Source organism: Cardiobacterium sp. (assembly GCF_057314735.1).
Genome location: NZ_DBHKZK010000026.1, coordinates 1 through 22,132, shown reverse-complemented (window position 1 = coordinate 22,132; position 22,132 = coordinate 1). Strand labels below are relative to the sequence as shown.

Annotated in this window: 12 protein-coding genes and 3 pseudogenes; 8 read left to right on the top strand and 7 right to left on the bottom strand. The window is 62.6% G+C overall.

The window, feature by feature from the left end; translation table 11 throughout:
* Nucleotides 1-6 precede the first annotated feature (6 nt).
* Together galU and hemH are read left to right on the top strand one after the other, a co-directional pair.
* Complete coding sequence (gene galU, locus ACO54Z_RS03015) at nt 7-885, top strand: UTP--glucose-1-phosphate uridylyltransferase GalU (RefSeq protein ID WP_485995688.1); 879 nt, start codon at nt 7-9, stop codon at nt 883-885.
* A 465-nt stretch (nt 886-1,350) separates the two neighbouring features.
* Complete coding sequence (hemH, locus tag ACO54Z_RS03010) at nt 1,351-2,334, top strand: ferrochelatase (protein WP_485995687.1); 984 nt, start codon at nt 1,351-1,353, stop codon at nt 2,332-2,334.
* 504 nt (nt 2,335-2,838) lie between these two features.
* On the opposite strand, the gene ACO54Z_RS03005 is transcribed toward hemH, so the two are convergent.
* The 5 genes from ACO54Z_RS03005 to ACO54Z_RS02985 all read right to left on the bottom strand — a co-directional run bounded on the left by ACO54Z_RS03005 (nt 2,839) and on the right by ACO54Z_RS02985 (nt 8,716).
* Nucleotides 2,839-3,333, bottom strand: a complete 495-nt coding sequence (locus ACO54Z_RS03005) for a DUF986 family protein (protein ID WP_485995686.1) — start codon at nt 3,331-3,333, stop codon at nt 2,839-2,841.
* Between the two features lie 357 nt (nt 3,334-3,690).
* A complete protein-coding gene (manZ, locus tag ACO54Z_RS03000; RefSeq protein ID WP_485995685.1) occupies nt 3,691-4,560 on the bottom strand; it encodes a PTS mannose transporter subunit IID in 870 nt (289 codons plus the stop codon).
* Nucleotides 4,561-4,571: 11 nt separating this feature from the next.
* Nucleotides 4,572-5,375: a PTS mannose/fructose/sorbose transporter subunit IIC gene (locus tag ACO54Z_RS02995; RefSeq protein ID WP_485995684.1), complete on the bottom strand. Its 804-nt coding sequence runs from the start codon at nt 5,373-5,375 to the stop codon at nt 4,572-4,574.
* 9 nt (nt 5,376-5,384) lie between these two features.
* Entirely contained in the window at nt 5,385-6,419 is a 1,035-nt protein-coding gene (gene manX / locus ACO54Z_RS02990; RefSeq protein WP_485995683.1) for a PTS mannose transporter subunit IIAB, read from the bottom strand.
* A 527-nt stretch (nt 6,420-6,946) separates the two neighbouring features.
* Nucleotides 6,947-8,716 (bottom strand): toxin-antitoxin system YwqK family antitoxin, encoded by a 1,770-nt coding sequence (locus ACO54Z_RS02985; protein ID WP_485995682.1) that lies wholly within the window; start codon nt 8,714-8,716, stop codon nt 6,947-6,949.
* Between the two features lie 273 nt (nt 8,717-8,989).
* Here ACO54Z_RS02985 and ACO54Z_RS02980 point away from each other — a divergent pair.
* The 6 genes and pseudogenes from ACO54Z_RS02980 to ACO54Z_RS02955 form a co-directional block, all read left to right on the top strand.
* Nucleotides 8,990-9,334, top strand: a pseudogene (locus ACO54Z_RS02980) (serine transporter); the annotation flags it as partial.
* A gap of 275 nt (nt 9,335-9,609) precedes the next feature.
* A pseudogene (locus ACO54Z_RS02975) lies at nt 9,610-10,494 on the top strand (SLC5/6 family protein); the annotation flags it as partial.
* A gap of 15 nt (nt 10,495-10,509) precedes the next feature.
* Nucleotides 10,510-11,883 (top strand): L-serine ammonia-lyase, encoded by a 1,374-nt coding sequence (locus ACO54Z_RS02970; protein ID WP_485995681.1) that lies wholly within the window; start codon nt 10,510-10,512, stop codon nt 11,881-11,883.
* Between the two features lie 128 nt (nt 11,884-12,011).
* Nucleotides 12,012-12,635: a glutathione S-transferase family protein gene (locus ACO54Z_RS02965; protein ID WP_485995680.1), complete on the top strand. Its 624-nt coding sequence runs from the start codon at nt 12,012-12,014 to the stop codon at nt 12,633-12,635.
* A 134-nt stretch (nt 12,636-12,769) separates the two neighbouring features.
* Nucleotides 12,770-16,912, top strand: coding sequence for a toxin-antitoxin system YwqK family antitoxin (locus ACO54Z_RS02960; protein ID WP_485995679.1), 4,143 nt, complete (start codon nt 12,770-12,772; stop codon nt 16,910-16,912).
* A gap of 84 nt (nt 16,913-16,996) precedes the next feature.
* Nucleotides 16,997-17,206: pseudogene (locus ACO54Z_RS02955) on the top strand (HAD family hydrolase); the annotation flags it as partial.
* Between the two features lie 9 nt (nt 17,207-17,215).
* On the opposite strand, the gene ACO54Z_RS02950 reads toward ACO54Z_RS02955, so the two are convergent.
* Together ACO54Z_RS02950 and ACO54Z_RS02945 are read right to left on the bottom strand one after the other, a co-directional pair.
* The gene (locus tag ACO54Z_RS02950; protein WP_485995678.1) at nt 17,216-18,100 is read right to left on the bottom strand and encodes a DMT family transporter; all 885 of its coding nucleotides are present in this window, start codon (nt 18,098-18,100) and stop codon (nt 17,216-17,218) included.
* A 310-nt stretch (nt 18,101-18,410) separates the two neighbouring features.
* Nucleotides 18,411-21,560, bottom strand: coding sequence for a hypothetical protein (locus ACO54Z_RS02945; protein WP_485995677.1), 3,150 nt, complete (start codon nt 21,558-21,560; stop codon nt 18,411-18,413).
* Nucleotides 21,561-22,132: the final 572 nt, after the last annotated feature.

Genomic DNA, 22,132 nt, shown 5'->3' with positions numbered 1-22,132 from the left:
GAAACCATGAGTGAAGCCGTAAAACTGGCCGTGTTCCCGGTCGCCGGATTTGGCACCCGCTTTCTCCCCGCCACCAAGGCGACGCCGAAAGAAATGCTGCCCGTCGTCGATAAACCCTTGATTCAATACGCGGTCGAAGAAGCCTACGAAGCGGGCATCCGCAACATGATCTTCGTCACCGGGCGCAACAAATGGGCGATTACCGAACACTACGACGTCGCCTACGAACTGGAAAACGAACTGGAACAGCGCGGCAAAAAAGACTTCCTGCAACTGGTGCGCAGCATCAAGCCGCGCGACATGAGCGTTACCTACATCCGCCAGGAAATGGCGATGGGGCTGGGGCACGCCGTCCTCTGCGCGCAGCCCATCGTGCGCGACCGCCCCTTTGCCATCCTGCTCGCCGACGACCTCGTCATCAACGAAGGCAAGTCCGTCATGCGGCAAATGGTCGAAGTCTTTGAGAAACACCAGCAGGGCGTGCTCGGCGTGATGGACGTGCCGCGCGAAGACACCAAGCGCTACGGCATCATCACCGAAGGCGCGGCGCTCTCCGACCAGATCGTAACTGTCGATGCCATCGTCGAAAAACCCGACCCGGACAGCGCGCCCTCCACCCAAGCCGTTATCGGCCGCTACATCCTGCCCGGCTACATCATGCAACTGCTGCAAAACACGCCGAAAGGCGCGGGCGGCGAAATCCAGCTGACCGACGCCATCAGCGCGCTCATCAAAGAACGCACCGTGCTCGCCTACCGCTTTGACGGCAAACGCTACGACTGCGGCGACAAACTCGGCTACCTCGAAGCCAACGTCGAACTCGGCCTGCGCCACCCAGAGCTGGGCGAAGGCTTCCGCGAATACCTGAAGCATCTGGAGCTGTAAAAAAGCAGGGGCGGTTAGGGGCTGTTTGCAATTCCCCCCCTCCGTTGCGGGATTCGTTCTGCGGGCATCCACCAAACTGCTCCCTCCCCCGTGGGGGAGGGGCGGGGTGGGGGCAGCAAATCATCCGCGTTAGCGACCGTATCCAAAACGAATTGCAAACACGCCCTGGCGCGCAGTGCGACTGGAACAGCTCGCGCTTTAGCGCGAGAGACCGCCCGCTGATAGCCCCCTCCCCCGCAGGAGGCGCAGCATCCGCAGCGGGGGAGGGTCGGGGTGGGGGTGAGCAATGTCCTTGACGAATTGATGTCTGTTTTTCAATCGATTGTCGCCCTTACCCTAACCGCCCGTCATCATCAAAACGGGCGGGGACGCACTACGCTAACCGCCCCTGCATTCCCTCTCCAAACACGAAGCGACGCCACCCCAATCGTCGCTTCGCCACATACCGCCCCGCAAAACCCGTCCATGCCCAAATCCGCCGCCGTCCTCCTCATCAACCTCGGCTCGCCCGAAGCGCCGACCAAAAAAGCACTGCGCCCCTACCTCAACCAATTCCTCTCCGACCGCCGCGTCATCGACCTGCCGCGCTGGCAATGGCTGCCCATCCTGCACGGCATCGTGCTGAACACCCGCCCGAAGCGCTCCGCGCACGCCTACCGGCAAATCTGGCAGGAAGACGGCGCGCCGCTGATAGCCATCACCGCGCGGCAAACCGTCGCCCTGCGCGCTGCCCTCGCCGCACGCGGCCTCGGCCACCTTCACGTCGAAAGCGCGATGCGCTACGGCGAGCCGTCCATCGCCCGCACCCTGCAAACCCTCGCCACCGGCGGCCTCGAAAAACTGCTCATCGTGCCGATGTACCCGCAATACAGCGACGCCACCACCGCCAGCGTCTTCGACGGCGTTGCCCAGGCGCTCGCCAACCGGCGCGGCATCCCGGAGCTGCGCCTGGTGCGCGACTGGCACAGCCACCCGCGCTACATCGCAGCGATTGCTGACAGCATCCGCCGTCACACCCTCGCCCACGGCGCGGCCGAACAACTGCTCTTTTCCTTCCACGGCCTGCCCGCGCGCTACGCCGCCGAAGGCGACCCCTACCCGCAACAATGCGAAGCGACCGTCGCCGCCGTCGCCGAGAGCCTGCAACTGCCCGCCGACCGCTACCGCCTCGTTTACCAGTCGCGCTTTGGCAACGAACCGTGGCTGCGCCCCTACGCCGACGAAACCATCCGCCAGCTCGCCGACAGCGGCTGCCAAAACCTCCGCGTCATCTGCCCCGGCTTCGCCGCCGACTGCTTGGAAACCCTCGAAGAAATGGCGATGACCAACCGCGCCCTCTTCCTGCAACACGGCGGCAGGCACTACGACTACATCCCCGCCTTGAACGACGACCCGGCACACATCGAATTGCTTGCCGATCTCGTCGTGCAGCACACGCAAGGATGGTAATGAAGCCTGCTCTCCCGTAGTAGAGGGAACGGGATTTATAGCCATCCACCGAAAGCCTCATACGGTGTTGCGCCGCTTCGCCGTACAACCACGTACTGCCTTCAGCGGCGCGCCTTGTCTGAAACTTTCGGTGGATGGCTATAGTTGAATTCGGGGCTGTTGACAATTTGTCGTAACACGATGATTTTGTTCGTAGGTTGGGTTAGCAAGGCACGAGCGACTGGAACAGCTCGCGCAGTGACAAGTATTGAATTGCCCCCACACATCGGAGGGCGGATTGATTGGATCAGGCAGCTTTGTCTAATCCGCCTTTTTGGCGATAGTAGATCGCTTCAAATTCTGCTGGTGAAGTGTAGCCGATGAAACTCAGCACATGGCTTGGGGGTATGGCATGGTCAGGCTCCGGGGAAATGAATGATTGTATAGAATTTAGAGAGGATGGCTATACAATCAATTCCTTAAATAACAGCGGACTGCACGTCGTTGTAATTAAGGATAAGTCACCTATTTGTCTTTTTTTACCGGGCGCTCAAAGAGGTGTTGTAGTGCTTCTTCGCCGGTGAAGAAGGCGGCGGCGTGTTCGAGGTCGTCGATGCGGGCGACGGGCAGGATGAGATTTTGTCCGCTTTCAAGGGTAAGGACGAGGACGCCGTCTTCGGAGAGGCGCATCGCGCTGATGGCGCGATACGGCCAGTAGCGGCCACCGGCGGTAAAGCCGTCTTTTTTCAGCCGCCATTTGGGGTAACGGAAGCCGGCGGTGAGGACGAGCGCGGTGAGCAGGGCGAGGGCGGCGAGGTTGGCGGGGTTTTGGTCGTGGGTCGCTTCGTAATAGAGTCCGGCGACGATGATTACGGCGAGGAAGACGGCATCAGTGGCGCGGCGGCGCAGACGCACGGCGGTGAGGGTTTTCCCGCCCCGGCGCGACTGGACGCCGATGTCGTAGGCGAGGTAGGCAAGGTAGCCGAGGTTCAGGAGGCAAAGGCCGATGGTGGTGAGCATGGGGTGTTTTTTGGGGTCGGGTTATACATACACTTGAGCGCTCAAGGTGTATGTATAGTGGAATAAAGCAGAAACAACCCAAGCATTTGTTCGCCCCCTCCCCCTGTGGGGGAGGGACGGGGTGGGGGTTGGTGATATTGTTGATGAATCAAAGCCTATTTTTCACGCTTGCTGCCCCCACCCCAACCCTCCCCCACAGGGGGAGGGGGCATATCGGCGGCTTGCCTTGCTTCAGTTCACTACACAGACTCTGGATTTGGGTTGTTTCGAGTTTATTCCACTATAAATAGGGGGGGATGTTATTCTTCAGCGAAGACGCAAACCCCTCTCTCGCGAGAGGGGTTGTTTTTGTGGTTTTCAGGATTGGGTTTGTACCAGCAACCACGGCCATTGCATGCCCACCCAGTAGGCCAGGATGCAGATGGCGAACATGCCAAAGATGAGCCACAGCGCGTTCACGCCCTTGCGCAAGAGATACATGCAGAGGAAGGTGAGGCAAAGCGCGGGCAAGGAGGGCAGAAGGCTGTCGAGTGTGCTTTGTAGCGAGGTTTGGCTGACGATGTTGCCTGCATCGTCGCGCAGGGTTCCGAGCGCGATTGGCAGTTTGATGTTCGTCCATTTGTTCACCAGCGCGCCTAGCACAAAGAGGCCGAGGATGGACGCGCCTTCGGTGATTTTTTGCAGCAGTCCGCCACCCATGTCGGAGACGATTTCCAGGCCTTTTTTGTAGCCGTACTGGATGCCCCAGTAGCGGACGAAGAGGCGTACCGCATTGAAGAGGACGAAGAAGAGGATGGGGCCGAGCCAACTGCCATTTTGCGCGAAGCCGATGCCGAGGATAGCGCAGATCGGGCGCAGGGTTCCCCAGAAGATCGGGTCGCCAACGCCGGCGAGCGGCCCCATCAGCCCGACTTTGACGCCGTTGATGGCGGCATCGTCGATTGGGGCGCCGTTGGCGCGTTCTTCTTCCATCGCGAGGTTGACGCCGAGGATGGGCGCGGTGACAAACGGCTGGGTGTTGTAGAACTCCAGATGGCGCTTGATGGCGTCTTTGCGTTCCTGGCTGCCTTCGGGGTAGAGGCGGCGGATGGCGGGGACGATGCCGAAGGCATAGCCAAGCGCCTGCATCCGTTCAAAGTTCCAGGAGCCTTGCAGCAGGTTGGAACGGATAAAGCAGGCATTGAGGTCGCCCTGGGTCAGGCGGATTTTTTTGTTTGTGGTTTCCATGTGTGTGTTCCTTAATCCAGTTGGTTATCCAGTTTGTTTTTGCCTTGTGCGGCAGAAGATGCACCCGCAAAGCCCTTGTAGTATTTCGGGTGTAGCTGGATGTAGAAGAAGGCCATGGCGATGCCAAGAATGCCAAGGGCGACGAGGTTGAAGCTGGTGAAGGCGGCGACGACGAAGCCGACGAAGAAGAACATCATCAGGTGCGGTGCGCGCATCATGTTAATCACCATCGCGTAACCGACGACGACAATCATGCCGCCTGCCACACCCAGTCCGCCGGTGACGACTTCCGGGATGGAATCAAGCATGTTTTTCACCGCATCCGTACCGATGGTCAACGCGACGATGAGCGCCGGAATGGCGATGCGCATGGCTTGCAGGAGCAGCGCGCCGAGGTGCAGCCAGGTGATGGAGCTGAGGTTGCCCGTTTTCACCGCGTTATCGGCCGCATGCTGGACGCCGACGGTAATGGCGCGGACGATGATGGTCAGCACCTGCCCGGCGGCAGCAAGCGGGATGGCAAGACCGATGGCGACGTTCATGTCCTGTTTGCCCGCAATAACGAGAATGGCGGAAATGATGGAGGCAAGCGCGGCGTCCGGCGCAACGGCGGCACCGATGTTCATCCAGCCGAGTGCAATCATTTCCAGCGCGCCACCGAGCATAATGCCGGTGGTGGGGTCGCCGAGGACAACGCCCATCATGGTGCAGGCGATAAGCGGGCGGTGCGTTTGAAATTCGTCGAGAATCGAGCCCATGCCGGAAATACAGCCGACGAGAAAAACGCCGATAATTTGCAGGGTAGAGAGTTCCATAATATCTCCTTAATTTTGGGGTTTGTATTTTTCGGCGATGAGCTGCAATACCGGGACTTTCTTGTCCGAGGCGACCTTGCGCACTTCCAGCTCAATGCCACGGCTGTCCAGCTCCTTGAAGGCTTCGATGTCTTTTTCATCGACCGAGACCGACATATCAAGCATCACCCGCCCTTCCTTGTAGGCCATGCCGCCGATGTTGATGGACTGGATCGGCACGCCACGGCGCACCAGCTCCAGCGCGTCGGTCGGGTTGGTGAAAAGCAGCATCACTTTTTCGCCCGCGTATTCGGGGTTGTTATAGACGCGCATCATTTTGTCCACGCTGACGACGTGCGCGGTGACGCCCGGCGGTACCGCCTGCTTGAGCATGGTGGCGCGGGTTTTGTCTTTGACGACGTTGTCATTGACGACGATGATGCGCTTGACGCCGGTTTCCTTTGTCCAACGGGTAGCGACCTGGCCGTGAATGAGGCGGTCGTCAATACGCCACAGACCGAAGCTCATGTGCGGACCGTCGTTTGCCTTGGCGGAGGCTTCGGCGCGCAGACGCTGCACTTCGGGGTCATTTTCGTCGAACGTTTCCTGTGAAGCGGCGGCAGCGGGAGCGGCGCTGCTGGCAGCGGCAGGCGCGGCCTTGGCGGCGGCCTGGGTTTTCAGACTCTTGACGCCATCGGCGCCTTCACGCTGGGCGAGTGCGGTCAGTTCGGGCAGGGCGGTGATGTCTTCGCGCTCCATCAGCACCGAGACGAGCATGGGGACGTTCACCCCGGTGACGACTTCGGTGTTGGCATCGTCGTGGGCGATGCCGCTGGACGCGTTGAACGGCGTGCCGCCCCACAAATCGACCAGCAACAGCAGCCCGGCGGATGTGTCGAGTTCGGCGGCGGCGGCGCGGATTTTCCCCGCCAGCACCTCGCCGTTTTCGCCCGGCACGAAATCCACGCAGCGCACGTTGTCCTGTTCGCCGATGATCATTTCTGCCGTGGCCAGCAGGGCTTTGGCGGCGTGACCATGCGTTGTGATTACAACAGCTATTGTCATGAAATTTCTCCTGTAAATGTATGGCCAACGGCAGGACGCGCATGGGTTTGGGCAGGCTGCTCTTGGCGCGGTAATTTTAGCTTTAACAGAAGATAATCACAATTTAACGTTAATTTCCCGCGTAATTGAACAGGGCAGCCGTGCGGGCGGTGATAGCAAACCCCTTTATCGCGTGCGTACCTGCGGCACACACTACAAGCCAATGAAAAGCGCGTGTAGGGGCTGGCCCCACCGTCACAAAACCGTCGCCATGAATGCGGCAACCCGTGCGTAGTGTGTGGCGGCTGCACCGACACGCACGCGGGCATTGGGGCAGCGGCACACCTGATACACTCACGCAAAACCTATCGCCACAGAATACTCTATCATCTCATTGCCGCCAAACCCATGCGCGCAGCGCGTAGGTCGGCCATTTATGGCCGACATCAAAAAACGTCGGGCATGAATGCCCGACCTACAACTGTCGCTGACGCGAATGGTTTGCCACCCCCAGCCCTCCCACGGGGCGGGCGCAAAACGGGGCTTTTTTATTTTTCGGGTGTGGTCGGCGGCGGTTCTGCTGCCTCAAGCCATTGGTCCAGCCGTGCGTTCAACGTATCTACCTGTGTGTTGTATTCCGCTATGGCCTGGCGCCTGGCCTCGGTGCCTTTTTCCAGCGGCTTGCCGTCCGCGCTCCACCACGTTTTTGGGTAGCCATCAGCTTTTGTACCGCGCGCCATAAGCAGCGAGCCGTCAGCGCGGTACGCCGCGCGGATACCGTCGCCGTTCTTTTCGTCTGTTTTGAGCGACCACAGGCGACCGTCCGGGTAGTAGTAGCGGTAATACCCGGCAAGCCCCTGCAATTCACGCAAGGGGTCATCCGGGTCGTGCGTACCCGGCGGCAAGGCATCCTGCATCAGCAGGCGGCCTTCGACATAGTCTGCGGGACGGTGGGAGGTGTTGTCCGCCTGCACGGGGTAATCCACCCGGATAATGGTGCCGTCGCGGCCATAGGTGGCGACCGGGCTGTCCGCCATTTCGGTACGAAAGTCATCTGCGGCGGCATCGGCGCGCAGGATGAACATCCTCGTTTGCGGCTTGCCGCTGTCCTGGTAGAAATCCTGCGCGACGATGCGGCCATCGGCGGTCTTGCCGACGACTTTGCGGAAATAGCCACCCGGTGCGGGTTGGGCGGATTTTTTGCCGTCGGCGTCGTAGTAAAAGGTCTGCGCCTCGCCCGCGATATAGGCGATGCTTCCTCCCTGTGCTGCCGCGCGGTTGGCGTCCAGTATCGCCTCCGGCAGGGTGTTGTCCACGCGCAGCGGCACGTCGATGCCGCTTACCGCCACCACCCACACGCCCTGCGCGTTGCGGCGCACACCGTGGGAGAATTCCAAACGAGACTGCCGCACGCGCCTATCCATTGCTTTCACTTGTTGCAATAACGGCTGCAATTCCGCAGTTGCCGCCTGGTATGCGGTGGTTCCTTCAGTCAGCGGTGTGCCTGCGCCGTCCCATAGCCGGACTGACGGCTCACGGTCGGGATTGATTGTGGCAAGCAGCGAACCGTCGGCGCGGTAAAACAGGATGAGACCATTTGCCGCATTATCTTGCGGCAGGAGCGCCAGCAGGCGACCATCCGGGTAATACATACGGCTGTGTGCCGCCGCAAAGGCGTGAAATTCCGGCAGCTCACTGTCGGCGGTATCGCTGCCGTGGGATAGCGGCGGCAGTTGCCCCCGCAGGCGTCCGTCTTCGTAGTATCCCGTGAATCCCGCCGGTTCCCCGGCATGGGTCGGGGTGATGAGGACAACCGCGCCGTTGCGGTCATAAAACACCACCGTGCTGCCAATCACGCCATTTGCCGCGTCCGGGGCGCGTAGCCGTGCCAGCGCGCGGCCGAGCGCTTTCCCCGCCTGTAGCGGCGGCAGGAAGGTGGTGATGCCGCCACCGTGGTCATCCGCCGCCGCCCGCTGCGTCAGCACATACGGTGCGGTTCGCTTCGTGGCGGTGTCCTGCCAGAAATCCTGCACCACGGTGCGGCCGTCGGCGGTTTTGCCGAGCGTGCGGCGGAAATAGCCGCTCTCGACCGGGCGGGCGATGTTGCGGTCGTTGGCGTCAAAGTAGGCGATGCTTTCCTTGCCGGGGGTGTAGTCGAGGCGGGCGCGGGCGACGGCCTGGTCGGCGTCCAGCACGTCTTCCGCCAGGACGGAAGTGGCGCGCAGCGGTACGGCGATACCGTCCACATCCACCGTGGTGACGGTTTCCGCCCGCACGGCGAGGCAGACGAAGGCAAGGGCGATGAGGATTTTGTGCATGGGAGACTCCGGGCGGGAAAAGGCGGCATTATCGCCGATAGCACTACGGCCGGGAACGGTCGCGCGGGGGGCTGTCCGACGGTATCATGAGGTTTTTTGTGGATTTTTGTGGCAAGGACGCGCGCTGAATTGTGTATGGATTACCCTCACTCACGCAAATAGTTTTTTTATTAGGAGATTATTTCTGTTAATTACGATAAAATATGCACAGTTTTTAACCTGGTCGCGCGGTGAAATCCGCGTGAAATCATCATTGAGTCAAAGGAAATCCCCATGAAAAAGCTCTTCAGCGACTTTAACTTCACCTGGGCGCTCGGCCTGTTTGGTACCGCCGTCGGCGCGGGTATCCTCTTTCTGCCCATCAACGCGGGCATGAGCGGCTTCTGGCCGCTGATTATCATGACGCTCATCGTCGGACCGATGACGTATTACGCACACCGCGGCCTCGCCCGTTTCGTCCTTTCTTCTAAAAATCCCGGTCAGGACATCACTTACGTCGTACAGGAACATTTTGGCGTCACCGGCGGCCGCCTCATCACCCTGCTCTATTTCCTCGCCATTTATCCCATCCTGCTGATTTACGGCGTCGGCATCACCAACACGGTGATTTCTTTCATTAGACTTCCTTCCAAACCATAACTTGCACGACACCCCAACAAAATCTCAAATCTGCTGAGCTGTTGTTTGCTGCCCCCACCCTAACCCTCCCCCACAGGGGAGGGGACTCATTGGCTGCAAAAATAGCAATAGTTTCATGACTATCCATAGCGATACGGCAGCAGTTATTTGAATCTACCGCAGAACAGCTCCCTCCCCCGTGGGGGAGGGCTGGGGTGGGGGCAGGGATACAAATTCTAAAAACGTACACCTTTGCTTGGTTTGGAAAGAGATCTATTGAAAACCAGCTGCACATGACCGCGCCCTCGCGCGCCGTCGTCTCTTTCGTGCTGCTGGCAGTGATGATTGGCATCATGCTGCTCAACGAGCGCATTATTCTCGCCGTCACCAACTGGCTGGTTTATCCGCTGATTGCCATTATTTTCGGCCTGTCGCTCTATCTCATTCCGCAATGGAACGGCGCCGCGCTGACGCAAGTGCCGACCACCGGCGAGTTCCTGAAAACGCTGTGGCTGACCATCCCGGTGCTGGTGTTCGCCTTCAACCACTCACCCGCGATTTCTTCCTGCGCCGTCTCGCACGCCAACCATTTCCCGGAAGGCGACCGCGACCGTGAAGTCAGCCGCACCCTGCGCCAAACCGCTTTCATGCTGGTTGTCTTCGTCATGCTCTTCGTCTTTAGCTGCGTCCTCGCCCTCACTCCGGCCGACCTCGCCGAAGCGAAGAGACAAAACATCTCCATCCTCTCCTACCTCGCCAACCACTTCGACAACCCGATCATCTCCTACTTCGGCCCGTTCGTCGCCTTTCTCGCCATCGCCAGCTCCTTCTTCGGCCACTACCTCGGCGCGCGCGAAGGCCTCGAAGGTCTGGTAAACCAACTGCTCGACAAACCGATTGATCCGAAAAAATTCCAGAAAATCAGTGCCGTCTTCTTCATGATTACCCTGTGGATTGTCGCCATCCTCAACCCGAGCATCCTCGGCTTCATCGAAAGCCTGAGCGGCCCGGTCATCGCGATGATCCTCTTCATCATGCCGATGTACGCCATTCACAAAATTCCGGCCTTGCAAAAATACCGTGGCGCCTTCAGCAACGTGTTCGTCGTCGTCATGGGCAGCATCGCCATTTCCGCCCTCGTGTACGGACTGTTCAAATAACCGGGAGGTTCCCGCATGATCAGCGTATTTGATATGTTCAAAATCGGCATCGGCCCGTCCAGCTCGCACACCGTCGGGCCGATGAAAGCCGGCAAACAGTTCATAGATGACCTCATCGCCAAAGGCGTCTTTGCGCGCACCGACCACGTCCGCGCCGACGTCTATGGCTCGCTCTCGCTCACCGGGCGCGGCCACAATACTGACCTTGCTATCCTCCTCGGCCTGATGGGCTATATGCCGGACAGCGTGCCGATCGAGCACATCGAACCTGCCATTGCCGCCATCAAAAGCGAAGGCCGCCTCATCCTGAACGAAGCCGACCCGGCGAACAGCAAAACCATCCCCTTCGACTTCAAGACGGATATGCCCTTTCACCGCGAGTTCCTCAAACTGCACGAAAACGGCATGACCCTCACCGCCTGGGCGGGCGACGAAGAGCTGCTCGCCAAAACCTACTACAGCATCGGCGGCGGCTTTATCGTCGATGAAGAACACTTCGGCCAGGCAGATGCCGACGCCAAGCCTGTCCCCTTCCCCTACAAAAACGCCGCCGACATCGTCCGCCACTGCAACGAACAGGGACTCTCCATCTCCTCACTAATGCGCAAAAACGAACTGGCGCTGCGCTCCGAAGAAGAACTCTCCGCCGGCCTCGCCCGCATCTGGCAGACCATGGCCGACTGCATCCAGCGCGGCCAATACGCCGAAGGTGTGCTGCCGGGGCCCTTGAAAGTGCCGCGTCGCGCCTGCTCGCTGCGCCGCACCCTGGAAGCGCGCGCCGTGCACGACCCGATGGAAGCAGTGGACTGGGTCAACCTCTTTGCCCTCGCCGTCAACGAAGAAAACGCCGCCGGAGGCCGCGTCGTCACCGCGCCGACCAACGGCGCCTGTGGCATCGTCCCGGCGGTGCTGGCCTACTACGACAAATTCATCCACCCGCTGACCCAGGAAACCATCGAACGCTACCTGCTCTCGACCAGCGCCATCGGCACACTCTACAAAATGAACGCCTCCATCAGCGGCGCGGAAGTCGGCTGCCAGGGCGAAGTCGGCGTCGCCTGCTCGATGGCGGCGGCGGGGCTGACGGAAATCATGGGCGGCACACCGGAGCAAGTGTGCATGGCGGCGGAAATCGGCATGGAACACAACCTCGGCCTCACCTGCGACCCCGTCGGCGGGCAAGTACAAGTGCCGTGCATTGAGCGTAACGCCATCGGCGCGGTAAAAGCGATCAACGCCAGCCGCATGGCACTGCGCCGCACCAGCGCACCACGCGTCACCCTCGACAAAGTCATCGAGACCATGTACGAAACCGGGCGCGACATGAACGCCAAATACCGCGAAACCTCCACCGGCGGGCTGGCGCTGAAAATCGTGCCGTGTAACTGAGCCTTCGCACCATGCGCACGAAAAAAGCCGCCTGCGGGCGGCTTTTTTGACGACGCGATAAGCCTGCTGACAAAAACTGACACAGCGGCGCGCTAACATGGCGTTCCCTTCAATCAAGTGGAGAATCCATGAAAAAACTCACTTTTTATACCAACCCGCACTCACGCGGCAGCATGGTGCGCTGGATGCTGGAAGAATGCGGCGCGGACTACGACACCGTCGCCGTCGCCTTCGGCGCAGAAATAAAAGCGCCCGCCTACCGCGCCATCAACCCGCTGGGCAAAGTCCCGGCGCTCGCCCACGGCGACACCGTGCTGACCGAAACCCTCGCCATCATCACCTGGCTCGCCGAACACTACCCGGACAAGGCGCTCATCCCGCCCACCGGCAGCGACGCGCGCGGCGAATACTACCGCTGGCTCTGCTTCGCCCTGCACCTCGAATACGCGGCGGTGGATCGCTGGCGCGGCGTAGAAAACAACGCCGAACAGCGCAAAGCCATCGGCTACGGCGACTTCGACACCGCTTTCGCCGTGCTGCAAGAGCGCCTGCGCGGACGCGAATACCTCATCGGCGACCGCTTTAGCGCGCTCGACCTCTACTACAGCGGGCTGCTCGCCTGGCTCATCCACCGCGTGCAAGTATTGCCCGCCGACGCGGTGTACCTCGACTATATGCAGCGCCACCTCGCCCGCCCCGCTTACGCCCGCACCAAAGCACTGGACGACGCACTACAGGCGGAGATGGCATAAAGCCGGTGGGTGGCGTTGACCCACGAACCGTGCAGCACGTAGGGGCGGTTAGGTGAAGCCGTAACCGCCCGACAGGATGCGCCCAGGCGCACCCTTTCGATACAATCACGGTATCCCCCAACCCACCCACAACCATGAACCTCAAACACCTCCCCCTCCTGCTCGCCCTCGCTACCAACCTGCCCGCTGCCGCCACCAGCACTGAACCATTCCCTCCCTCCGCGGGGGAGGGTCGGGGTGGGGTTAGCCTGCAAACCACCGAAACAAATAGCGAACCCGCCGCCCCTCCCCAAACCATCCTGAACCCCAACCGCAAATACAACCTCGGCATCATCATCCCCCAGGACGAAATCCAGCCTGACACCATCGAAGCGCCGGACGCACAAAGCGCGCGCCTGCCGGAAACCCTCCTTGACGCCGCACAAGCCGCAGAAAACCCCATTGATTACACCCCGCCGGACAAACCCCTCCCCGACATCCATGCCAACGCCAGCGGCAGACCGACCGAAAAACCCGCCCCCGGCGGATACAGCCGCAAAATACTGGGGCTTACCGCCGATGGCCGCCCCGTGGTGCAGGATTACTGGCAGGACAGCGGCGCAGCCAAAACCGCGCCGTTCACCCTAAAAAAAGGCGCCAGCCTGCGCGACTTCACGACCGCCGCCGTGGACGGCAAAATCATCTGGTACCAGCCCGACGGCAGCATCCGCGCCATCCAGCAATACCGCAACGGCGCCCCCGCCAGCCGCCTCAACTACTACCACAACGGCCGCCTCGCCATCCAGGGCGAACTGCCGCCGGACGTCGCCGAGCCGGACGACCCCTACCGCAGCGCGGGCGAGGCCGACAAAGGCATCCGCTACTACTACGAAAACGGCCAACTGCTGGCGCTGGATTACGGCCACCGCGTCCTGAACTGCTATAACGGCTGCAAAAGCTGGAACATCCTCTACGACGAAAACGGCGCGCCGCTTGCCGCCGGACATGGCGAACGCAACGGCTGCATCATTGGCAGCGACCACTGGAACAGCCTCAACCACACCCCCGCCGACCAACAGGCGGCGCGCCGCCAAACCTTCGACGCCGCCCTGGCACGCAAAGCCATGCTGGAACAACTACTGCGCGACAGTAGCGACATCAACCCCGCCATCGAACCGCCCTTCGCCGCCGATGCGGGCAACAAACCTGCCGCCACTACCACCAATCAGCCCCCTCCCCCGTGGGGGAGGGATGGGGTGGGGGCAGCCAACAACCTGCGCAGCGACAGCCACCACAACGAATCACAACCAGAACCCGCATCCCACCCCGACAGCCGCTACAACCTGCGCACCTGGAGCAGCGCCGGTATCGAACCCGACACCATGAGCGCCCCGCCCGCCCTGCCGCCGCAGCCCGCCAGCACATACGACGCCACCACAGCCGCCAAAACCGACATCGCCTACACCCCCTACGACTCCGCCATAGGCACTTTTCCCAGCAACAACGACTACAGCTACCGCACAATCCTCGGCGAAACCGCCGATGGCCGCCTGGTTATCCAGGACTACTACAAAAGCAGCGAGCACCCGCGCACCGCGCCCTACATCCTCAACCGCTACGGCGACCCGCAAGACCCCACCGCCATCAACGCCGACAGCAAACTCGTCTGGTACCGCCAGAACGGCAGCGTGTACGCCATCCAGCACTACCATGACGGCCAGCCCGCCGGATACCTGAGCTTCTACCGCAACGGCCGCCTGGTCGCGCAAAAAGCCCGTCCCGGCAACGACAACGATTTCTACGCCGCCATCGGCGCTATCGCCTCCGCAGGCACGCGCTACTACTACGACGACGGGCACATCCTCGCCCTCGAATACCATCATGGGCGCGTTGGCAGCTGCAACATGGGCGCCTACTGCAAAGAAGGCGAAACCCTCTACGCCCCGGACGGCACCCCGCTCATCGCCTGGCAGAGCATACAAAGCGGCGACAACATCACCCACCAAAGCTGGAACACCCTCAACACCACTCCCGCCGACCAACAGGCCGCGCGCCGCCAGAGCATCGACGCCGCCCTCACCCGCTGGGACGACATCAAACAACGCCTGTCAGACAACGACCTCAACCAACCCTACCACCACGACGAAACTGCCGTCGCTACTACCACAAATCAGCTCCCTCCCCCGTGGGGGAGGGACGGGGTGGGGGCAGCCGACGACCTCGCCGCCCCGGCCGACCTGCCCGCGCCAGTCCTGCCGGAAAGCGTCCTCGATGCCAAACAGGCGGCGCACAACCCCATCGACTACACCCCGCTGAGCTACCCGGACTACTACGCCGACCGCTACGGCCTGCCGACCCGGCGCGCCGTCAGCGGCGGCTACATCCGCAAAATCCTCGGCAAAACCGCCGACGGCCGCCTCGTGGTGCAGGATTACTACCAGGACAGCGGCACCCCACAAACCGCGCCGCTCACCCTGAAAAAAGACGCCGACCCGGCAGACTTCAGCCCCGCGGCGGTGGACGGCAAAATCGTCTGGTACCGCCCCGACGGCAGCATCCGCGCCATCCAGCAATACCGCGACGGCGAGGCGGTCAGCCCGCTCAACTACTACCACGAAGGCCGCCTCGCCATCCAAAAACCGTTCCCCGGCCAGCCCGACGACCCCTACCAACAGCTGAGCGAGCTTGCCGACGGCATCCGCTACTACCACAAAAACGGGCAAATCCTTGCCTTTGACCGAAACACCTTTACCTACGCCCTCTACGACGACCAGGGCAAACCGCTCTACATACAGATCACCCACTTCGGCCACATCTGGGATATCTACTACTGGAACACCCTCAACCACACCCCCGCCGGACAACAAGAAGCGCGCCGCAAAACCCTTGATGCCGCCTGGGCGCGCAAAACCATGCTGGAACAACTGCTGCGCAACAACGGCGACCCCAACCCCGCTCCGCAAACCGACGCCGCGCAAAAAGAACCTGCCCCCGCCACTACCACCGAACAGCCCCCTGCTCCGGCGGGTGCAAAACGGGGCGGAATTAGCCCGCAAACCGCCGAACCGAATAGCGAACCTGTCCCCGCCACTACCACCGTTCAACCCCCTCCCCCTGTGGGGGAGGGACGGGGTGGGGTTAGCCTGCATACCGCCGAATCAAATAGCGAACCCGCGCTCGCCGCGCAAACAGAACCCGCCCCCGCTACCCCCGCCAATCAACCTCCTCCCCCAGCGGGTGCAGAACGGGGCGGGGATAACCCGCAAACCGCCGAAGCGAATAGCGAACCCGCGCTCGCCATTACCGCCGAACTACCCCCTCCCCCGTGGGCGGGCACCCACAAAAAATGCGAACGCATTTTTTGTGGGAACCGGCGGAGGGGCGGGGTGGGGGCAGCTAACAACCCGCGTAGCGACAGCCTGCAAAACAAATCACAAACAGAGCCCGCCACAGACAACACCGACGCCCCGCTGATCAGCATGGAAAGTCTCCCCGCGCCGCCCGCCCTGCCCGTACAGCCGCTGCCGGAAAGCATCCTTGACGCCAAACAGGCGGCGTACAACCCCATCGACTACACCCCGCTGCTCCCGCCCGCAACCACCGCGCCCCTTTACGCCCGCTACGACGGCAAGCCCGTCAAAGGCTCCGCTCCCGGTGGCTACTACCGCAAAACACTGGGCAACACCGCCGACGGCCGCCGCGTGGTGCAGGACTACTACCAGGACAGCGACACCCCGCAAACCGCGCCGTTCACCCTGAAAAAAGACGCCAACCCGGCAGACTTCAGCACCGCGGCGGTGGACGGCAAAATCGTCTGGTACCGCAAAGACGGCAGCATCCGCGCCATTCAGCGATACAAAAACGGTGAGGCGGTCAGCCCGCTCTACACCTACCACGAAGGCCGTCTCGCCGTCACCACCCCGCAACCCGGCCTGCCCTTTGACGACCTCTACAACAGCGCCGGTGAAATCAGCCGCGGCCTGCGCTACTACCACGAAAACGGGCAAATCCTCGCGCTGGAGCGGCATATCCTGCCCTGCAACGGATACTGCGAACACTGGCTCAACCTCTACGACGAACAGGGGCAACCGCTCTACGCCGAACACTTCCGCAAAGACGGCGACCTTGGCAGCTTCCGCCGCTGGCGCGCACCGGAATACCGCCCCGCAGCGGGGCAGGAAAAAACATTCCTCGCCTCCCAAAGCGCCACCCACCGCGAAGACCGTTCCCTTGTCTATCTCGCCGCCAGCATCCGCTACAACACCCTGCGCAAAATGCTGCAATACGAGGGCCTGTAAGCCGCAACAGCCGGGCAATCGCGCCTTGCACGGCACGTTGCGTGGTGGTGGGGCAAGCCCCACCCTACGCGCTGCGCCGCGCTCGGCTTTTCCCCGGCGGAGACAATGGCGTTCGGCGATGGCCTGAACGACGTGGAAATGTTCACCGCGGTCGGCTGCGCGGTGGCGATGGGCGATGCCTGCGCCGAACTGAAAGCGGTCGCAAAACACATCACCGGCACGCTGGAGGAGGACGGCATCGCCCGCGCGCTGCTGGATTTGGGCGTGCTGACGGCGGGGGAAGTGGGCATTTAGGTTGATAAATCAGCGCCCGCGCTTCACTGAACCCAAATAAATCGCCAGTAGCGTCAGCGCCGCACCGCCCCACTGAATCGCCGCGACCGGTTTCATCAGCCAAAACGCATCCAGCAGCAGGGCGGCGACCGGCTCGGCCAGTAAGAACAGTCCGGTCAGCGCCAGCGACAGGCGCGGAATGGCGAAGGCAATCAGCCCCCACGCCAAACACTGCATCACCAGCCCGTACACCAAAATCAGCCCGACCGCCTGCGCGCTGCGCGGCCACAGCGCTTCGCCCGCGATGAGCGCCACCGGTAGCGCACTCGCCGCGCCGCAGACGCTCAATATCAGCATCAGCGGCACCAGAGCCACCGGCGCCACCGCATGCACCTTGCGAATCGCCGCCATCGACAGCGCCAGCATCGCCCCGGAAACCGTACCGCTCACCAGCCCCCAGCCCGCGCGTTCATTGAGCGCAAACTCCGGGCTGGCAATCAGCGCCACGCCGGCTACCGCCAGCGCCAGACTCGCCACCTGCCAGCCTCCAGGACGTTCGCCAAAAAAGAGGAAGCCAATCGCGGCGAGGAAGAAAATCTGCAAACTGTTGAGCAGGGTCGAAATCCCCGGCCCGACCGCGTGAATGCTCTCGTGCCACAGCGCCAAATCGAGATTCAAAAACACCCCGGCTGCGGCGGCGAAGTACCAGCAGCGGCGGTTCTGCGGAAACGGTGGACGCCGCCACCACGCCCACAGGCCAAACGCCAGCGCGCCAACCAGCAGCCGCCAAAATGACATCGCAAAGCTGCCAAGCGGCACGAAGACGATAATCAGGCTGCCCAAGCCAAAGAGTACGCAACCCAGCACCAGCCCGGCCATCGCCCAGCGGTCGCCCCGTGGTAAAACTTGCGACATAAAACCCCTCATGCTTTTCCAAAGGGCAGAACCATAGCACGTTCACGCGGCGGATTTACATACACCTTGAGCGCTCAGGTGTATGTACCGCCATCCACATAAAGTTTCAGTTCGTAGGGTGGGGCTTGCCCCACCGTCGCACAACCGTCACCATGCCCCGGACGGTGCGCCGAGGCGCACCCTATGGCGGAGCGGATGGCGGGTATTCGGGGAGTTGTAGGTCGGGCATTCATGCCCGACGTTTTTTGATGTCGGCCATAAATGGCCGACCTACGCGCTATCGCGCTCCTCAATCCTGGCGCAGGCGGCGTTATAGTTTGCTGACGTTACGGCGGATGGCGGGCAGGGTGGTGGTGGCGGGTTTTTCTTCGGGCGGGCAGGTGTGCCAGTCGGCGGGGAGCAGGCGGGCGATGCTGTTGAGGGCGATGAACAGCAGCCAGAGGATGCCGTTAGTCAGCGGGTAGTCGCCGAAGGGCAGGAGGCGCAGCAGGTTGAGGATGGCGTAGCTGTCGTAGGGCAGCGGCGGTTCGGTAAACGGCAGGGCGAGAAGGTGCTGTTGCAGCAGGATATTCACCGTCAGCCACAGCGCGGCGAAGGCGAGGTTCGCCACCATCAGGCGTCGTGCGAACGGGCTCGGCAGCGCGGGCGGGGGCGGTTCGGGACGCGGCGGCGTTGGGTATGGGTTGCCGCTGGCGCTGGCGGCGATGTCGCGCACGGCGGGGTAGTCGTCGAGCAGCGCGGTGCGGATGTGTCTTTCGTCGCCGTTGTGGTAGTAGATGGCGAGGTGTTCGGGGGTGGCGAACCTGCGTGGTGGCGCGTCGTACGGTACGGCGTTGATGTCGGCGAGGTCGTCCCAGGGGATGTGCAGGCCGGGCGCGCCCGGATGCAGGCGGTTGCCGCGCGCGGCGAGGTGGAGGCCGTCGGCGTCGATGCGCGCCACGGGCTGGTCGCTGGCGCTGAAAGCGTAATGCAGTTCGCGCCAGAGGCTGCGGACGATGAGGGCAACGGGGGCGATGAGGAAGATGATGAGGCCGCTGTAGCCGTGGATGAGGGCGTTGGCAAAGGGGACGGCAAGTGTCATCAGCAGGATGAGCCAGGCGCAGGCGCGGCCGTTGGCGCGGGCGACGAGGTGTGCCGGTTTGTACCAGGCGCGCGGGGTGATGTTGGTGCGTGCTTGCGGTGGTGCGGGGCGTGACTCCGGCGCCAGAGTCGCCTGTTGTTGCTCGTCGCCACGCCAGGCGGCGAGGTTGAGCAGGGTGAGGACAAGGAGCGGCCAGAAGACGGGGGTGTTGTAGAGGGTGTGGAGTATGGGCAGGGCGATGGCGACGGTGAGGTTGGTGGCGAGCAGCGCCCAGGCGCGCGGGCGGATGCGCAGCGGGCGGCTGTTGGCGGGCGGGATGTTTTTGGCGCTGCGCGCGGCGCGGCGGCGGCCGATGTCGGCGAGGATGTATGCGACGATTTCCGGTGGCGGTTGTATTTGTTCGAGGATGGCGCGCAGGTCGGCGGCGTGTTCGCTGTCGGGGTCAACGTCGTCGGGCAGTTCGCCGCGCAGGCAGCGCTCCATGAAGTCGAGGAATTCGGGGTCGTCGTATTCCACCGGGCGGGTGATGGTGTTGTAGTGTGCCAGGCTGGCGCCGACGACGCGGGCGATGTTGCGCGCGATGACTGCGCCTCCGGCGGCGTTGGTGCGGATGGCGCGACTGTCGCCGTCGCGGTTGGTGAGGATGAGCAGTTTGTAGTGGTCGCTGGTGTCGGCGTCAATGTCGCCCAACTCTGCCCACGGTATGGTGAAGTTCAGTTTGCCGCCGCCGAGGTTGCCGTAGAGGTAGATGTGGTGGAAGTCGCGCTGGCGCGGGTTGGTGAGGGCGAGGTGCAGGCCGTCCGCGTCGCTGCGGGCAATGGGGCGGGTCGCGTAGGCGAAGGTGCGCCAGAGGAGGCGGGCGGCGCCGAGGGCGAGGATGGCGGTGATGAGGCTGAAGGTGAGGGCGGCGTTGCGGCTGCCATACGCCCAAAGGTTGGGCAGGTGTTGCGCGAGGATACTGGCGGGGAGGAGCAGCCACCAGCCGAGCCAGTTGGCGCGGGCGATGGCGCGCGGGGCGCGGTACCACGCGCGCAGCGGGATGTCCGGGCGCGGGGCGGGCGGGCTGGCGGGTGGCGGCTCGCGGTAGTCGGCCTGTTTTTGCCAGCGGCTTTGTCGCGCGTACCAGGCGATGGCGACGGAGATGAGCGGCGCGAGGAGGGCGAGTCCGGCGGCAATGCCGCGCGGCAGCGGCCAGTACATCAGCACGATAGTGGCGGGAAAGAGGAGGAGGCTGTTGGCGAGGATGAGCCAGGCAAGCGGGCGGCGGCGCGGCGGTGGCAGTGGGGTGTCATCCGGCAGCGGGTCGCCGTCGCGCATGGCACGGCTGGCGGCGATGATGGCGTCGAGGCTGGTGTCGTCGTTGCCCGCCGCGCGCAGGGTGCGGTAGTAGCGGTCGCGGTAGTCGCTGAGGACGAGGACGCCGTCGTCGTTTTCAATGCGGCGCAGGTCGCGCCACGACAGGCGCAGCCGGGTCGCGCCGTCGCGGATGGTGATGCCGTTGCCGTCGATGCGGGCGACGGGGCGGGCGGGGTCGGCGATGAGGCGGCGCAGGGCGTGCCAGCCGGGGCGCAATAGCAGCACGGCGCAGCCGAGGCCGTAGAGCGCGACGGGCAGGACAGGAACAGCGACAGCGATGCCACCGCGCAGGAGCTGTGCCGTCAGCAGCGGCGTAGCGACGAGGGCGGCGGCGAGCCAACCAAAGAGTCGCCAGTTGTCGTGCTGGATGCTGCGCGGGTGTTTGTACCACGCCCGGCTTTCCGCGCGCGGGGTGTCAAGCGGCGCGCGTTCGCGGTGGCGGCGGATGTCGTCAAGTATTTGCGGCAGGTCGGGGCCAAGTTCGGGCAACGGCAGCCGTTCACACGGGGCATCTGCCGCCGGCGGGTTATCGGCGGCGGGGAGGTAGCTTTGCCCGTAGCAGGCGAGGTCGTGCGCCGGGGCGGTTTCGTCCGGTGCGGGGCGCGGCGGGGTGTTGCCGTGCATGATGACTTCGAGCGCGTAGTAGTCGCCGGGTTCGAGGGTGGCGCGCAGTTCGGCGATTTGCGCCCATTGCCATTGGCCGAGCCAGCGCCCGTATTCGTTAAAGGCGGTGAGGCCGTTTTCGTCGCAGACGAGGATGGGCGGATTCCAGAGCAGGCGGATGAGGCTGCGATGGCAGACGAGCGCGAGGACTGCGGTGTAGATGAGCGGGTACCAGGCGAGCCAGGCGGTACCGCCGCCCAGGTTTTTGGCATACAAGGCAAGCAGCGTGGCGGTGTAGCCGTAGCCGATGGGTGCGGCGATGAGCCAGGTGAGCAGGCGCCAGCGGCGGAAGCGGTCGAAGCGGCGCCAGATGAGGGTATTGGCGGACTGGCGGTTGGCGGCAAAGAGCGGTCGGGGCATGAGCAACGGCGGTTGGCGGGCGATGAGGGGGTTATGGGGGCGGGGTGGGTTTTTCCAAAATACCCGCATGGTGCCGAATCCCCGCAGGTAATGAGACGATGCCACAATTACGAGCGAGATGTTTTGCGCGATAGTATCAATGCCGTCGTGTCATCGCCCTGGTTTCAATCCGCCGCCAGCGGTTGTCCCAAGGCGTAGGGGCGGTTAGCGCAGCGTAACCGCCCGTGTTTATGATGGCGGGCGGCCACGGTGAGACGATGCCGCAATTACGGGCGAGACGATTTGCGCGATGGTATCAATGCCGTCGTGTCATCGCCCCGGTTCGTAGGTTGGGTTAGCGAGACACGAGCGACTGGAACAGCTCGCGTAGCGACAAGTATTGCTCGCGCAGCGACAAGTATTGCTCGCGCAGCGAGAGAGGGGTTGGGGTGAGGGCAGCAAATAATTGAAAAAGCAGAATTTCGGTTTATCGATAATATCGCTACCCCCACCCCGACCCTCCCCCGCTGCGGGCGCTGCGCGCCCTGCAGGGGAGGGGGATATTCGGCGTAGTCATTCAAATTTGTGTGGAT

Coding starts and splice junctions, on each gene's coding strand:
- galU (WP_485995688.1), top strand. CDS start 7: ATGAGTGAAGCCGTAAAACTGGCCGTGTTCCCGGTCGCCGGATTTGGC.
- hemH (WP_485995687.1), top strand. CDS start 1,351: ATGCCCAAATCCGCCGCCGTCCTCCTCATCAACCTCGGCTCGCCCGAA.
- ACO54Z_RS03005 (WP_485995686.1), bottom strand. CDS start 3,333: ATGCTCACCACCATCGGCCTTTGCCTCCTGAACCTCGGCTACCTTGCC.
- manZ (WP_485995685.1), bottom strand. CDS start 4,560: ATGGAAACCACAAACAAAAAAATCCGCCTGACCCAGGGCGACCTCAAT.
- ACO54Z_RS02995 (WP_485995684.1), bottom strand. CDS start 5,375: ATGGAACTCTCTACCCTGCAAATTATCGGCGTTTTTCTCGTCGGCTGT.
- manX (WP_485995683.1), bottom strand. CDS start 6,419: ATGACAATAGCTGTTGTAATCACAACGCATGGTCACGCCGCCAAAGCC.
- ACO54Z_RS02985 (WP_485995682.1), bottom strand. CDS start 8,716: ATGCACAAAATCCTCATCGCCCTTGCCTTCGTCTGCCTCGCCGTGCGG.
- ACO54Z_RS02970 (WP_485995681.1), top strand. CDS start 10,510: ATGATCAGCGTATTTGATATGTTCAAAATCGGCATCGGCCCGTCCAGC.
- ACO54Z_RS02965 (WP_485995680.1), top strand. CDS start 12,012: ATGAAAAAACTCACTTTTTATACCAACCCGCACTCACGCGGCAGCATG.
- ACO54Z_RS02960 (WP_485995679.1), top strand. CDS start 12,770: ATGAACCTCAAACACCTCCCCCTCCTGCTCGCCCTCGCTACCAACCTG.
- ACO54Z_RS02950 (WP_485995678.1), bottom strand. CDS start 18,100: ATGTCGCAAGTTTTACCACGGGGCGACCGCTGGGCGATGGCCGGGCTG.
- ACO54Z_RS02945 (WP_485995677.1), bottom strand. CDS start 21,560: ATGCCCCGACCGCTCTTTGCCGCCAACCGCCAGTCCGCCAATACCCTC.